Raw genomic sequence first — 15,151 nt, 5'->3', positions numbered from 1 at the left:
TATTCGGTCTTCCTCTAAATTTTTCAAATTCAATTAACGTTATTGTAATAACGAAATATCTGCAATTTTAAAGAACAGATCTCGCAAGTTTTTCAATAAGGCTAAACGATTTTGACGAAGTTTTTCATCTTCAGCATTTACCATTACATTATCAAAGAAACTATCAACGCTTTCTCGCAAATCAGCCAAACGGCTCAATACAGTTTGATAATCGCCTTTTTCAAATAATGGTTGCAACTCACGTTGCAATTCCAATACACGTTCCGCTAAATTGATCTCTTGAGGTTCACAGCACAATGAGAGATCAATATTTTCTGGCAACACGCTATCAACTTTGGAAAGGATATTTTGTACACGTTTATTTGCTACAGCTAGTGCCTGAGCTGCATCTAAAGTACGAAAATGATTAACAGCTTTAACTCGTGCATCAAAATCTGCTGGTTTAGTCGGACGACAAGCCAATACTGCCTGAATCACATCTACCGAAATACCTTCTTCTTGATACCAAGCACGGAAACGACCAAGTACAAAATCAACCACTTCTTCAACCACATTAGCATTGCTTAATTTATCATCATATAATGCGGTTGCTTTCTGTGCCAAATCAACCAAATCAAGTGGTAATTTTTTCTCAACAATAATTCTCAACACGCCCAACGCCGCACGTCGTAAAGCAAACGGGTCTTTATCCCCTTTCGGGTGCTGACCGATGCCGAAAATACCCACTAATGTATCAAATTTATCCGCCAACGCCACAGAACAAGCAACCAAAGAATGAGGCAATTCATCGCCCGCAAAACGTGGCATATATTGCTCATTCAACGCTACCGCGACTTCTTCATCTTCACCGTCGTGGCGGGCATAGTGCATTCCCATTACGCCTTGCGTATCAGTAAATTCAAACACCATATTGGTCATTAAATCGCATTTTGACAGCAAGCCCGCACGCTCTGCTTTCGCCACATCCGCTCCGATTTGTGCTGCAATTTTGCCACTGAGTTTTTCGATACGCTCCGTTTTATCAAATAGCGTGCCGAGTTGTTGCTGGAATAACACAGTTTTGAGGCGTGGAAGATTGTCTTCTAAGCGCTGTTTTAAATCGGTTTTAAAGAAAAATTCTGCGTCCGTTAAACGTGGACGCACCACTTTTTCATTTCCTTCGATAACTGAAGATTGATCTTGCGGATTGATATTGGAAACGAAAATAAAATTAGGTAATAACTTACCGTTTTGATCATAAATAGGGAAATATTTCTGATCACCTTTCATTGTATAAACTAAAGCTTCCGCTGGCACAGCTAAAAAACGCTCCTCAAATTTTGCAGTCATCACCACTGGGAACTCAACTAATGAGGTTACTTCGTCAAGCAAATCATCCTCAATATCTGCAACGCCACCGATTTTTGCTGCTGCTTTTTCAGCGTCTTGGCGGATAATTGTTTTACGTTGTTCAAAATCAGCGATCACGCTGCCTTTTTTCTCTAAAATTTCAGGATATTGTTCGGCATTTTCAATGGTAAATTCTTGTTCGCCTAAGAAACGGTGTCCACGAATCGTTCTGCCACTCGCCACACCAAGAATGTCGCCCTCGATTAGCTCATCACCAAACAGCAACGTTACCGTATGCACAGGGCGGACGAATTGCTCGCTTTTATCGCCCCAACGCATTGTTTTTGGAATTGGCAATTTCGCAAGGGCATTGCTGATAATGCCTAGCAGAAGATTTTTAGTCGGTTGCCCCTCAATCACAGCACGATGCACCAGCCATTCGCCTTTGTCCGTAGTCAAACGCTCCGCTTGATCCACACTAATGCCGCAGCCTCTCGCCCAACCCTCAGCTGCTTTGGTTGGCTTGCCCTCCGCATCAAACGCCGCTGTAACAGCAGGCCCACGTTTTTCCACTTCTTTGCTCGGTTGTGCTTCCGCCAACCCCAACACTTTCACCGCTAAACGGCGAGGGCTAGCAAACCATTCAACCGCATCAAACGCCAAACCCGCTTGAGTGAGCTCTTGCTCTACGTTGTCTTTAAATGCCACCGCTAATTTTTTCAGAGCCTTCGGTGGTAGCTCTTCAGTGCCGATCTCGGCGAGGAAGTTTTTTGTCATTTTGGTTTTCTCTTTTATTTTGTATCTTTTAGTATGGGTAGTATGGGCAAATCTCCCCCCTGCCCCCTCTTTAGTAAAGAGGGGGCAGGGGGAGATTTGTCGTTCCTAAAAACACTTAAAAATTTATGTTTTACCCACTCATCATCCCTACAACGCTAACTAGCTAGTTCCCCTCTTTAGTAAAGAGGGGCTAGGGGAAATTTGTACTTGTTCTAAAAATAAATAAATCTGCTCTACAACAGCCTCAATCTCATAATAAATCTCGTCATTGCTAAACCGCATCACTGTAAAACCTAGAGATCTTAGTTCATCATCTCTTTGTCGATCTTTTTCTTGATACTCTGGCTCATAATGATGAGAACCATCTAGTTCGATAATCAGTTTTGCCTTTGCACAATAAAAATCTACGATATAATTCAGCAATGGCTTTTGACGATTAAAGCGAAAGCCTAATAATTGATCTCGATTAATCCGTTGCCATAATTTACGTTCAGCATCAGTCTGATTTGAACGTAATTTCTGTGAAAGTTCCTTTAAATTCTTAGAGTAAGGCTGCATTCTAACTAAAATCTACTATTTCAAAAATATTCTATTAGCTAACAATATATTATTTAGCAAGCCGTTCTTTCGCTCGTGATACCGCCAAATGCAATCGCTGCTCTAATATTTCTTTACTCGGCAACACCGTCATATATTCAGCAATATGAATATCAGAATGGTTTAAATCTAATAATTTAACTTGCTCTTGCTTTTTAGAAGTACACAAAATAATACCTAACGGGGGATTTTCCCCTTCTTCTTGCTCATATTTCGCAAGCCACGCCAAATAAAGTTCCATTTGGCTTTTGTGTGAATGTTTAAATGCTTCGGTTTTTAATTCAATGGCGATTAAACGTTTTAATTTACGGTTGTAGAAGAGTAAATCAATATAAAAATCATCATTATCAATTTGAATTCTTTTCTGCCGAGCAATAAAAGTGAAACCCGCTCCTAATTCTAAAAGAAATTGTTCAACTTCTCTTAAAATTGCATCTTCAAGATCTTTTTCTAAATAACGATCATTAAGTTCTAAAAAATCCAAAATATAAGGATCTTTTAAGATCATTGATTGATTATATTCGCCCTTTTCTCGCAATAAAGTTAATTCTTGGCTAATAGTTTCATCAGGCTTTTTCGAGATTGCGGTGCGTTCAAATAGCAATGAGCCAATACGATTATCAAGCGTTCTCACCGACCATCTTTCTTGTGCTGCCATCGTGGTATAAAAATCTCGTTTTATTGGATCATCAACCGCAATGATCAATTTAAAATGCGACCAACTTAATTGTGCACACAGTGTGTGCACAATTTTGGGATCAGGAAAAGCGGCAGCAAACTGCATTAAATAACTAAGATGTCTTTTACCCCACCCCTTCCCAAATTGCTCTGTTAGGCTTTTAGACAAATTCTTAATCACTTCCTTGCCATATTCCGCCCGTTCATTGTTTAGAATATGCTGATTAATCCGCTGTCCAATATGCCAATAAAGCAAGGTAAGTTCCGCATTAACGGTAACCGCAACACGTTGTTTGCTTGTTTGAATAAGTTGGCTAATTTCACCAACTAATTGCTGTTCGCTTCTCACAAGTGGCTTTTTTGTCGTCATCTAAAACCTCTGCAAAACTTACCGCGCTTTTATTTATGGAGTAAACACTTCTGCCAGTTTCTTATAATCCAAAATTACTTCACCACTATTCAACAACAGTGCTGGAATTCCCACATAGCCATTTGCTTTGGCGTTATCAAACACCGCTGACTTATCACGCAACCGTAGAAATTGTTTAAAATTGGCTAATGAAGTTAAAACTTCTACGCGTTCATAATCCACATTTAATCGCTTCAACTCTGCCACAAAAGGAGCAGTATCAGGGCAATTTTCGGCGAAAAATAAAATCGGTTTATCCATTATAGTTGCCCTTTTTGTTCTGCTAATGCTAATGGATTCGGTGTTGGTTCAGCAACCTTCGTTAAACGATTACGATCTTGATGATGAAACGGCTCATCGTAATTAGGAATTACCATTACAGTATCTTGCTCATATGACCACGTACCGTCATTATTGATAGTTACAGTAATAGTATAACTTTCTGTACGGAAAGATTGTTCTAAAAATGGATTAGAAATAATACCATTCGTTAATGAACCACGTTGTGCGGTTAATGTAAATTTCTTGGCATCTACACTAGCATTACCAGTAGCAATTAAAGTTTGTCCGCGAGGAATACTTAAGGTTAACAATAAATTTCCTGTTGCCGGTTCCCATAGCCAATAACCAACTTGATCGTGAAATGTTTCCACTTCATTTGGTTGCACAATATGGATATGATAACGCAAACCATAAAAAAGCTGCGGTCCGTTAGTTTGTGGATCAATAGGTTGTAGCTCGATATGTTCAATATAAGGATCTTTTACCGCTCCTTCCGCTTTTGGATTAATATCTAATCCTCGTTTTCCTTCCCATATACCAGCCATTGCTGTTAATGGCCCAAGATTAGCAAGAGTATTCACATCCGCATCTGGTTCAGTGTAGATATCTTTAGGATATTGAAATTCTTTCATTGTTCCTGCCTTATTTTTTGTTACATCCTGGGAATCCCAATGCTTCGCGACTGGCATAATAAGCTTCCGCCACACCTTTAGTTAACGCTCTAATACGCAAAATATAACGTTGACGTTCGGTTACAGAAATGGCTTTGCGGGCATCTAACAAGTTAAAACTATGTGCCGCTTTTAAAATACGTTCATACGCCGGTAAGGGTAATGGTTTTTCCAATGCCAACAGTTCTTGAGCTTCTTTTTCATATTGTTCAAAAGCCTTGAAGAGGAAATCAATATCAGCATATTCAAAGTTATAAGTGGATTGTTCTACTTCATTTTGATGGAAAACATCACCGTAGGTGGTTTTACCGAGTGGGCCATCTGACCACACTAAATCATACACGCTATCCACGCCTTGAATATACATCGCTAAACGTTCTAATCCGTAGGTAATCTCACCAGTTACTGGACGACACTCCAAACCACCCACTTGTTGGAAATAGGTAAATTGTGTTACTTCCATACCATTTAACCAAACTTCCCAACCAAGCCCCCACGCACCAAGCGTTGGATTTTCCCAGTTATCTTCAACAAAACGAATATCATTTTGTGTTGGATCAAAACCAAGCATTTTAAGAGAACCAAGATAAAGCTCTTGAATGTTATCTGGAGAAGGTTTGATCACCACTTGAAATTGATAATAATGTTGCAAACGGTTTGGATTTTCGCCATAACGACCATCAGTTGGGCGGCGTGAAGGTTGCACATAAGCAAATGCCATTGGCTCAGGACCTAATGCACGCAGTGCCGTCATTGGATGAGAAGTCCCTGCACCTACCTCCATATCAAACGGCTGAACGATAGTGCAGCCTTGTTCCGCCCAATATGCTTGAAGTGCAAGAATCATCCCTTGAAACGTTTTAATGTTAAATTGTGTTGTCATAATAAAATCTTTGTGCAGTGAGTTTCTAAAAAATAACGTTATTCTACTTGATTTTTAGGTTAATGAGTAGAATTAAGCTCTACTCCCTTTTATATTTATTTTCTTTTCCATTTTGGTCTTTTCTGTGACTTTACTCAAAAAACACTCTTTTTCAATTAGATCAATCCACTTTTTTGAAGTAAAATTATCTTGATTATTTAAATAATGAAGTTTTATTTTAAAATGTCTATTTATTATTCAAGGAGCAATCTATGCGTCTTATTCCATTACATAATGAACAACAGGTAGCAAGATGGGCAGCGCGCCATATTGTTGACAGCATTAATCGTTTTTCTCCCACTAAAGAACATCCATTTGTTCTTGGCTTACCAACTGGCGGCACACCGCTCGCTACTTACAGAGAGTTAATTAGGCTTTATCAACAAGGTGAAGTAAGCTTCAAAAATGTCGTTACTTTCAATATGGATGAATATGTCGGTTTGCCAAAAGAACATCCTGAAAGTTATCACTCCTTTATGTTTAATAACTTCTTCAATCACGTTGACATTCCGCTTGAAAATATCAATATTTTAAACGGTAACACTGATGATCACGATGCGGAATGCCAACGTTACGAAGATAAAATTAAATCTTATGGTAAAATTCATCTGTTTATGGGGGGTGTAGGTGAAGACGGACATATCGCATTTAATGAACCTGGTTCATCACTCTCCTCTCGGACTCGGATTAAAACTTTAAATGAAGATACTTTAATTGCAAACTCTCGATTCTTTAATAATGACATTAATCAAGTGCCAAAATATGCCTTAACCATCGGGGTTGGAACTTTAATGGATGCGGAAGAGGTAATGTTGTTAATTACCGGTTATCGTAAAGCTCAAGCATTGCAAGCAGGTGTAGAAGGTGCAGTAAATCATCTATGGACAATTAGTGCATTGCAAATGCACAGCCGTGCAATTTTTGTTTGCGATGAGTCAGCAACTCAAGAATTAAAAGTTAAAACTGTGAAATATTTCAAAGAATTAGAATCACACGCAATTCATAGTGTAAGAGAGTTAAAATGAAAAAATATGCGTTAGTTAATAGTATTATCTATACAGGGGCTGAGATTCTGTATGATCACGCTTTGATCGTAAATGACGATAAAATTGCAGATATTGTTAAAACCGCTGATCTTGATCCGGCTCTTGATACTATCGATCTTCAAGGTGCTAACCTTTCTGCCGGTTTTATCGATCTGCAACTTAATGGTTGCGGTGGCGTAATGTTCAATGATGATTGTTCTGTTGAAACATTGGAAATTATGCAGGCTACCAATTTAAAATCCGGCACAACCAGCTTTTTGCCAACATTCATTACCGCCCCTGATGCTGAAATGAAACAAGCTGTTGCGGTAATGAAAGAATATCTTGCTAAACATCACAATCAAGCGTTGGGGCTACATCTAGAAGGGCCTTATTTAAGTAAAGCTAAAAAAGGTGTTCATCGCGAGGAATTTATTCGTGAAATTTCTGATGAAATGCTCACTTTTTTATGTGATAACGCTGAAGTGATTACAAAAATGACGATTGCTGCGGAAAATCCTACCGCAGATCATATTGCTGAATTTATTAGAAACAATATTGTCGTTTCTATCGGGCATTCCAATGCCACTTATCAACAAGCGAATGCTCGTTTCCAACAAGGAGCAACTTTTGCAACTCATTTGTATAATGCAATGTCGCCTGTGTCATCCGGACGAGAAATGGGTGTTGTTGGTGCTGTACTGGATAATCCTAATGTCTATACCGGAATTATTGTTGATGGTTTACACGTAAATTTCGGCAATGTGCGTATTGCTAAAAAATGCAAACAAGACAAACTTTGTTTAGTCACTGACGCTACCGCTGCTGCTGGTGCAGATATTGAATCATTCCAATTTGTGGGCAAAACTGTTTATGTTCGAGATCACAAATGCTATGACGCTAACGGTACAATCGGTGGTTCTGCTGTTACTATGATCGAATCAATCCGTAACTGTGTAAATGAAGTGGGTATTCCTTTAGACGAAGCCCTTCGTATGGCAACTCTCTATCCAGCTCGTGCCATTCATATTAATGATAGATTAGGTAGTTTAGAAAAAGGAAAGATTGCCAACTTAGCAGCCTTTAACCATAAATTTGAAGTAATTGGCACTGCAGTCAACGGTAATTGGCACTTTAACTAACCCTTTTATCCCAAAATTGCGATAATCATTTTATCGCAATTTTCTTTTTTATAATTATTCATTTATTAGCTAATCCAATTGTTTTACAGCCAACCTCTCCATTCACACTTTTATAAATCTATTTTAATTGCATATCAATGGACAACCATCCGACTATTTCTAATAAAAAAACAACAAATTGGCTATTCTCTATGCGAACAGACCGAAAAATCTTTTTTTCTAAAAAAATGTGTTGACGAGACTTACAGATATCAGCATAATTAGCGCCGCAAAAACGATGGCTATGTAGCTCAGTTGGTTAGAGCACAACACTCATAATGTTGGGGTCACAGGTTCGAATCCCGTCATAGCCACCATTGCGGGACTGGCGAAATTGGTAGACGCACCAGATTTAGGTTCTGGCGCCGTGAGGTGTGTGGGTTCAAGTCCCTCGTCCCGCACCATTTTGCAACTTTCATAAAGTTGGGGTATCGCCAAGCGGTAAGGCACCGGGTTTTGATCTCGGCATCCCTAGGTTCGAATCCTAGTACCCCAGCCATCTTTTATTAATGATCATCTTTTATGTTGGGGTATCGCCAAGCGGTAAGGCACCGGGTTTTGATCTCGGCATCCCTAGGTTCGAATCCTAGTACCCCAGCCATCTTTATTAATCAATCCCCTTTAGATTGGGGTATCGCCAAGCGGTAAGGCACCGGATTCTGATTCCGGCATTCCTAGGTTCGAATCCTAGTACCCCAGCCATTTTCCTTGAATTCCGCTTTTTTAAGATTATATTTCACAATCACATCATTTTTGGATCAGGATATTGATAAACAAAATCTAAATCTCTACAAATTTTATCCGCTAAAATAATTCTCTCCATTTTTTCTTCATCCGGCAAAAAATGTGGTACTGGCAATGATAGTTTTTCCGCCATTGTAGTATAAAAATCCTGTTTTAATGGATGAATTGGCGCAACTAAATTATAACGACGATGATGTGCTGGCGTTTCTAACAATAATTGAATTGCCCGTATACAATCCGTTAAATGAACTAAATTAACAGTCTGATTCGCACCTTGAATATTTTCTTTTCCGGATAAATGATAAACCGGATGCCGATCTTCCCCGACTAAACCGGCAAAACGAATAATATCTACATCAATATCCTGCAAATCCCATAATCGTTGCTCTATTTCTAATAAAGCTTTTCCCACATCCGATGTTGGTTTCGGTATATAGTCTTCATCAAATACGCCTGAAATCATTGGGTATACAGAAGTTGAACTGATAAAAATGATGTGCTGAACATTGTGTAGAAGGGCTTCCGTCAATAAATTTTCAACACTCAAAATATAATTATTAAGATCGAAAAAGTATTCACTTGGTGGGATATTGATAATTAAACTATCAACATTTAATAAGGCTTCAAGATCATCCGGATCAGCATTAATTGCCGGCGTTAATTCAAGTTGATAACACTCAATGCGCTGTAATCGCATATGTTCTGTGCCTTCGTGTGTCCTTTTACTACCTTTTACTAGCCACCCTAAACTTTGTAAATAACGCCCCAATGGAAATCCTAACCAACCTAACCCTACAATAGCAACACTTCTCATTTCATTCCTATTTTTCATTTACTCTTTCCTTCATAAAAAACATATCCTATTTAATGTCCATTACAAAGTCAAAAAGATAAATCAATAAAAAAGATTATTCACTAAAAAAATTGAGCATATAAACAAAATAAATCTAATTAATTACATAAAAAACACCAATATTAAATAAGAAACATTAATTTTTAAAATATAAAATAACCACACAAAAACAAAAGATTTTTTACAAAAAATAGCTAATAAATTTTATTTATTGATTTTACTTTCATACAAGTAATGTATAAAATCCACAAAATTTTTTAGGGTATAATTATATGAAAAAACATTTTTTAGCATTAAGCGTTTCTCTTGCATTAGCAACTAATGCATATAGTGTAGGAATGCCAGAAAAACTGATCATTTTTGGAGATAGCCTTAGCGATAACGGTAATATTCTTCGCTTTACTTATAACCAAGAAAATGTCTATAACGAATATCTAGCCAATTATTATGGCTATAATTCTCCTCGACACGATGGAAATTTTTTAACCAAAAGAAATCAAGATGGACCTAATTATGCATTAGGCGGAGCTGTTGCTAATGATTATCTTGGTGGATTGCAGGGATCTTTATCACCAAAATTAAGCGATGAAATCAATAATTATCTAAGTCGTCGCAATACTCAAAATCAAGATTATAAATATATTTTTTGGATTGGTGGCAATGATCTCCGTTTAGCCGATGATGATATTAGTTTAGGTGATCCTAATATTTCAACAGACCAAAGCCAAAACAAAAAAATTCAAGGTAGTATTGAAGCCGTAGAAACACAATTAAAAAAATTATTGGTCAAAGGGAATGCTAAGTTTGTAATTGTGCCAAATGCACCAAATATTGCGAACACCCCCAATTTTACTAACAATTTTCTTTCTGATGGGCGCATTTACTTTGACGGTTGGAAATCATTGCTTGGTGGGCGCAAATTTCTTGGTTTCGGTTGGATCAATAAAGATGACGTTATCCGTTTTTTAGATGATCAAAATAATCACGGTCGTCCAGCAAAAGACGTTATTTACGATGCTTTTGAATTTGTTTTGCGTAAGCATTATAACATCCCTCAAGGTAAGCCATTAACTAGTGCCGCCTTTCAAGAATTGCAACAATGGAAAAGACAATTTGAGCGTGTATATAAAGCAGAAACGTCTTTGGTAAATACATTTAATCAAGGTGTTGATAAAGTAATAGAAAACTTAAAAGCTCAACATCCTGATGTTACTTTCATCCGCCCAAATATCCAATTATTGCTAGATGAGGTAATGTCTCACTATACTGAATTTGGCTTTAATAATGTTTCCGGTTCTGCTGCAAATCCTTTTACCAGTGCAGTAGTTGGTTGGGGAGCTGGAAAAGGGCGTGTTGCGGCTTTTGAACCAATAGACGGGCAAAAAGGTGTTAAAGATAAAAATTATCTTTGGGGGAAAGGTTACCAATTCGTTTTTGCTGATCAATTTCATCCTTCACCAAAAACACATCGTATGATCGCAGATTATATTATGTCGTTACTAGAATCTGAGAGTGGAGATCCAACTGATTTAACAGTAAGACGTGTAAGCACCACACCATTTAATAGCACAGCTAATAATATTTACCATTCTGCTGAAGGCGATGGTGTTTTCCATGTTGATATGCATAGTAATGATATTAACAAATCAAACCTCAATATTTTTAATGACGGTCGCGCTTTATTCGCCAGTAATGGTGGCAAGATCCAATTGACAAATACCAATATCACTTCTCAAGGGCGTCTAGGTGGAATTATTAATGCAGAACTAGGTGGTAAAATTTATCTTACTAATGGTCATATTGATATTTACCGTACTAACCCTTATGTTGCTCCATTCGGTGTAATGGTTAACGGACAAAGTTCAGAAGTTGAATTAAATAAAATCAAGTTGAATACCTATGGTAAAGAAACAACAGCAATGACGGTTGGAAACAAAGCAAAAATTGCTCTAACCGACAGCACCGTCAGTTCCAATGGTATTGGTGCTAATGTTCTGAATTTATGGGACAGTAATGCAACATTAACGAACACAACGCTAAAAACAGAAAGTGAAAAAGCGAGTGGTGTTCGTGTGTTTGCAAACGATCAGCAACGCCGCGTTTCAACCTTAGCAATGAATGGCTCAACCATCACTGCCACAACCTATTATGCGATCAAAGTGGCTGAAAACGGCACTAGAAATGCTGCCATTTTAAATGCCGTACTTGATAATTCAACTATCAATGGTGGTATTTTTACAGCGAACCAATCGTCTAATCCATTCCAACATTCTCAATCTCACTTTGTCTTGAGCAACAATAGTCTTTGGAATATGACCAAAGATTCAAATGTTACTTCAATGAATTTGAGAGATTCCACATTGGATTTATCTCAATCTGCGGAAAATTGGCAAGCGAAAACCTTAAATGTGAATGATTCATTTGCGGCACAAAATGCCACAATTCGTTTAGGTACAGATTTGTATGATGACAGCAGTGCAACAGATAAAATTCAAATTCACGGTAATTCTTTATTAAATGCTGCACTTTATATTGAAAACCGCGCACTTTCTCTCGGTGCGGAAACCAAAGCCGGCATTAAAATTATCGATCTGAACCCAAATAAAGAAAATGGTGGCTCGCTGTATCTGGCAAAAGATGTGACTGCCGGTTTATATCAGTATATGTTGACGCACGGTGGAATCGGCGCGGATGATCAATCCGACTGGTATTTAACCTCTTCTTACATCAAACAAGATGACAAGGTTATTCCTGTGGTGATCGCTGAACCAGAAACCACACAACCTACACCAACAATGGGTAAAGATCGCAGTGTTGCTTCAACTGATTTATCTGTTGAAGCGCAATCTGTTACAGAACCTCAGCCTGTTACTGAAGATCAGCCTGTAGTTGAAGATTCTGCTGTAGATACTGCTCCTACAGAAACTAACAATATGGTTGCGAACCAACCTGCTGCTGAAGCTCAACCTGTGGTTACAAACCAGCCTGTTGTTGAAACTCAACCTGAAGTAGCAAACCAACCTGTTGTTGAAGATCAACCTGTGGTTGCAAACCAATCTGCTGCTAAAACTCAGCCTGTAGTCGCAAACCAACCTGTTGCTGAAACTCAACCTGAAGTTGCAAACCAACCTGTAGTTGAAGATCAACCGGTGGTTACAAACCAGCCTGTTGTTGAAACTCAACCTGAAGTAGCAACTCAACCTGTGGTTGCAAACCAGCCTGTTGTTGAAGCTCAACCTGTGGTCGCAAACCAACCTGCTGCTGAAGTTCAACCTGTGGTTGCGAACCAACCTGCTGTTGAAGCTCAACCTGTGGTTGCGAACCAACCTGCTGCTGAAGCTCAACCTGTGGTTGCAAACCAACCTGTTGCTGAAACTCAACCTGTGGTTGCAAACCAACCTGCTGTTGAAGCTCAACCTGTGGTTGCGAACCAACCTGCTGCTGAAGCTCAACCTGTGGTTGCGAACCAACCTGCTGCTGAAGCTCAACCTGTGGTTGCGAACCAACCTGTTGTTGAAACTCAACCTGTGGTTGCGAACCAGCCTGTTGTTGAAGATCAACCTGAAGTAGCAAACCAACCTGTTGTTGAAGATCAACCTATGGTTGCAAACCAATCTGCTGTTGAAGCTCAACCTGTGGTTGCGAACCAACCTGCTGCTGAAGCTCAACCTGTGGTTGCGAACCAACCTGCTGCTGAAGCTCAACCTGTGGTTGCGAACCAACCTGCTGCTGAAGCTCAACCTGTGGTTGCAAACCAACCTGTTGTTGAAACTCAACCTGAAGTAGCAACTCAACCTGTGGTTACGAACCAACCTGTTGCTGAAGTTCAACCTGTGGTCGCAAACCAACCTGCTGTTGAAACTCAACCTGTGGTTGCAAACCAACCTGTTGCTGAAACTCAACCTGTAGTTGCGAACCAACCTGTTGTTGAAGATCAACCTGTTGTTGCGAACCAGCCTGTTGTTGAAACTCAACCTGTTGTTGCGAACCAGCCTGTTGTTGAAACTCAACCGGTGGTCGCAAACCAACTTGCTGCTGAAACTCAACCGGTGGTTGCAAACCAACCTGTTGTTGAAACTCAACCTGAAGTTGCAAACCAACCTGCTGTTGAAACTCAGCCTGTGGTTGCGAACCAACCTGTTGTTGAAACTCAGCCTGTGGTCGCAAACCAACCTGCTGTTGAAACTCAGCCTGTGGTTGAAGAACAACTCACTGCCGACCAAGATTCAGCTAAACCTCGTACTCGTAATAGAAGAAATGCAAGTGGTTATATTGAAGATTCTGCTGTAGATACTGCTTCTACAGAAACTAACAACGTGGTTGCAAACCAACCTGCTGTTGAAACTAACAGCGTTGTAACAGCTGCTAATGCAGTTGAGCCAAATACGACACAAACTGCATCTTCAACTGATAATTCAACCGACACGCCTGTTGAGGCAACTCAAGCTGCCGATACAAATGTTGCAGAAAAAACAGAAGAAATTACAGCAAAAACTGACGATGTTGAAACCAACAACGCCACAGTCAATGATGATGCCAATAAAGCAAGCGATACCGCTGCTAATGTGGCTGAGGAAACAGCAGATAACAGCTCTGTTGCAACATCTTCAGTAACATCGGATGTACCGGCATCACAACTGCAACGTATTTTGAATAATAATGCAACATTATTGGCTTCTCTGCCTTATATCAGCCAATATTTATCTGAATTGCATTTAGATTACGCTCGCCGTAATCCGAATGCACCATTATGGGATCGTCAAAATCATTTAGATTATTGGGTGAATGTTGCTTATGCGCACAATCGTGTGAAAGGTGATCATTTCCTTAACCTAAGACAAAATAGCCAAATTTTATCTATCGGTAAGGATGTCATCACGACAAAAAATATGGTAGCGGGCTTATCTGCGACTTACTCTAAAACACAAAACTCAGTGGATAACTATATTAATTGCCAATTAGGCTTACGTTGTTATTCAGGTAAAGTCACTTCTGAAATGGCTTCTGTTAATGGCTATTATCTTTATAACTGGGATAATTGGTATGCTCAAGCCGTGATGAGTGTTGGACGAGTAACGCATAAATTCAAGAATGCGGATAAAGAGGAATATAAACAACACGGTTATATCGCTTCTGCTGAGCAGTTATTAGGTTATCGCTATCCAATGAATTCAAATTGGACTGTTTATGCTGATCTCGGATTACAAGAAAGTTACCATCACTATTCTGCGATGTCAGTGGCACAAATCGCGGTAGATAAGATTAGCGAACACAACATCAATGCGTTAATGAATATTGGTACACAATATCGCATTGAAAAATTTGCTTTCTCATCTAATTTAAGATTAGTGAAGAACTTGCGTGATTTTGACCGTTTAACAATGGATAACACGGTAATTCTAGATAAATTTGCTAAAGATAGTGCTGCACTCTCTGCAAATGCAAGATATTATTTCACAGATAATATTTCAACCTTTATTAATTTAGAGTATTTGCGTTCTTTAACTAAAGAACAAAAATTGAGAAGAATGAATTACCAAGTGGGTATGAGTATTCAATTCTAAAAATAAAGACAAGAAATTGAAATAATTCATTAAGCTACTAATAAAGGTCTAGATAAAAACTAGACCTTTATTCTAAAAGCAAATCTACAATAAAAAAGGCATAGTAGACAAAATTGTTG

General features: G+C 38.8%; 10 protein-coding genes and 5 tRNA genes. 8 read left to right on the top strand and 7 right to left on the bottom strand.

Translation table 11 applies throughout. From position 1 onward, the window contains the following. Nucleotides 1-39 precede the first annotated feature (39 nt). From glyS to glyQ, 6 genes are all read right to left on the bottom strand, one after another. A complete protein-coding gene (glyS, locus tag ACXPAV_RS00295; RefSeq protein WP_458003662.1) occupies nt 40-2,106 on the bottom strand; it encodes a glycine--tRNA ligase subunit beta in 2,067 nt (688 codons plus the stop codon). A 159-nt stretch (nt 2,107-2,265) separates the two neighbouring features. Then, nucleotides 2,266-2,664 (bottom strand): endonuclease domain-containing protein, encoded by a 399-nt coding sequence (locus ACXPAV_RS00290; protein ID WP_458003661.1) that lies wholly within the window; start codon nt 2,662-2,664, stop codon nt 2,266-2,268. A gap of 49 nt (nt 2,665-2,713) precedes the next feature. Continuing rightward, entirely contained in the window at nt 2,714-3,751 is a 1,038-nt protein-coding gene (locus tag ACXPAV_RS00285; protein ID WP_458003660.1) for a PDDEXK nuclease domain-containing protein, read from the bottom strand. 33 nt (nt 3,752-3,784) lie between these two features. Further along, nucleotides 3,785-4,051 (bottom strand): hypothetical protein, encoded by a 267-nt coding sequence (locus tag ACXPAV_RS00280; protein WP_458003659.1) that lies wholly within the window; start codon nt 4,049-4,051, stop codon nt 3,785-3,787. Then, nucleotides 4,051-4,704 (bottom strand): FABP family protein, encoded by a 654-nt coding sequence (locus ACXPAV_RS00275; RefSeq protein WP_039171060.1) that lies wholly within the window; start codon nt 4,702-4,704, stop codon nt 4,051-4,053. Before ACXPAV_RS00275 ends, ACXPAV_RS00280 begins: the two co-directional genes overlap by 1 nt. Nucleotides 4,705-4,714: 10 nt before the next feature. Beyond that, complete coding sequence (gene glyQ, locus ACXPAV_RS00270) at nt 4,715-5,626, bottom strand: glycine--tRNA ligase subunit alpha (protein ID WP_039137156.1); 912 nt, start codon at nt 5,624-5,626, stop codon at nt 4,715-4,717. Nucleotides 5,627-5,877: 251 nt separating this feature from the next. Here glyQ and nagB point away from each other — a divergent pair, with 251 nt between their 5' ends. The 7 genes from nagB (at nt 5,878) to ACXPAV_RS00235 (ending at nt 8,573) form a co-directional block, all read left to right on the top strand. Further along, complete coding sequence (nagB, locus tag ACXPAV_RS00265) at nt 5,878-6,690, top strand: glucosamine-6-phosphate deaminase (protein WP_039171057.1); 813 nt, start codon at nt 5,878-5,880, stop codon at nt 6,688-6,690. Next, entirely contained in the window at nt 6,687-7,832 is a 1,146-nt protein-coding gene (nagA, locus tag ACXPAV_RS00260) for an N-acetylglucosamine-6-phosphate deacetylase (RefSeq protein ID WP_039171054.1), read from the top strand. The genes nagB and nagA overlap by 4 nt, the downstream gene beginning before the upstream one ends. Nucleotides 7,833-8,111: 279 nt before the next feature. Next, nucleotides 8,112-8,188 (top strand) — tRNA-Met (locus ACXPAV_RS00255). A 2-nt stretch (nt 8,189-8,190) separates the two neighbouring features. Further along, nucleotides 8,191-8,275: transfer RNA gene (locus ACXPAV_RS00250), tRNA-Leu, on the top strand. 20 nt (nt 8,276-8,295) lie between these two features. Continuing rightward, nucleotides 8,296-8,370, top strand: a tRNA-Gln gene (locus tag ACXPAV_RS00245). A 27-nt stretch (nt 8,371-8,397) separates the two neighbouring features. Next, a tRNA-Gln gene (locus ACXPAV_RS00240) sits at nt 8,398-8,472 on the top strand. A 26-nt stretch (nt 8,473-8,498) separates the two neighbouring features. Then, nucleotides 8,499-8,573, top strand: a tRNA-Gln gene (locus ACXPAV_RS00235). A gap of 40 nt (nt 8,574-8,613) precedes the next feature. On the opposite strand, the gene ACXPAV_RS00230 is transcribed toward ACXPAV_RS00235, so the two are convergent. After that, nucleotides 8,614-9,429 (bottom strand): SDR family NAD(P)-dependent oxidoreductase, encoded by an 816-nt coding sequence (locus ACXPAV_RS00230; RefSeq protein WP_458004370.1) that lies wholly within the window; start codon nt 9,427-9,429, stop codon nt 8,614-8,616. Between the two features lie 311 nt (nt 9,430-9,740). Between ACXPAV_RS00230 and ACXPAV_RS00225 the strand changes: the two genes are divergently transcribed. After that, nucleotides 9,741-15,032, top strand: a complete 5,292-nt coding sequence (locus ACXPAV_RS00225; RefSeq protein WP_458003658.1) for an SGNH/GDSL hydrolase family protein — start codon at nt 9,741-9,743, stop codon at nt 15,030-15,032. The last annotated feature ends 119 nt before the right edge of the window (nt 15,033-15,151 follow it).

Source organism: Gallibacterium sp. ZY190522, from assembly GCF_054166015.1.
Note: the sequence above shows the minus strand (reverse complement) of the source record. Positions and strands in the feature narration are given on the sequence as shown.

Coding starts and splice junctions, on each gene's coding strand:
- glyS (WP_458003662.1), bottom strand. CDS start 2,106: ATGACAAAAAACTTCCTCGCCGAGATCGGCACTGAAGAGCTACCACCG.
- ACXPAV_RS00290 (WP_458003661.1), bottom strand. CDS start 2,664: ATGCAGCCTTACTCTAAGAATTTAAAGGAACTTTCACAGAAATTACGT.
- ACXPAV_RS00285 (WP_458003660.1), bottom strand. CDS start 3,751: ATGACGACAAAAAAGCCACTTGTGAGAAGCGAACAGCAATTAGTTGGT.
- ACXPAV_RS00280 (WP_458003659.1), bottom strand. CDS start 4,051: ATGGATAAACCGATTTTATTTTTCGCCGAAAATTGCCCTGATACTGCT.
- ACXPAV_RS00275 (WP_039171060.1), bottom strand. CDS start 4,704: ATGAAAGAATTTCAATATCCTAAAGATATCTACACTGAACCAGATGCG.
- glyQ (WP_039137156.1), bottom strand. CDS start 5,626: ATGACAACACAATTTAACATTAAAACGTTTCAAGGGATGATTCTTGCA.
- nagB (WP_039171057.1), top strand. CDS start 5,878: ATGCGTCTTATTCCATTACATAATGAACAACAGGTAGCAAGATGGGCA.
- nagA (WP_039171054.1), top strand. CDS start 6,687: ATGAAAAAATATGCGTTAGTTAATAGTATTATCTATACAGGGGCTGAG.
- ACXPAV_RS00230 (WP_458004370.1), bottom strand. CDS start 9,429: ATGAGAAGTGTTGCTATTGTAGGGTTAGGTTGGTTAGGATTTCCATTG.
- ACXPAV_RS00225 (WP_458003658.1), top strand. CDS start 9,741: ATGAAAAAACATTTTTTAGCATTAAGCGTTTCTCTTGCATTAGCAACT.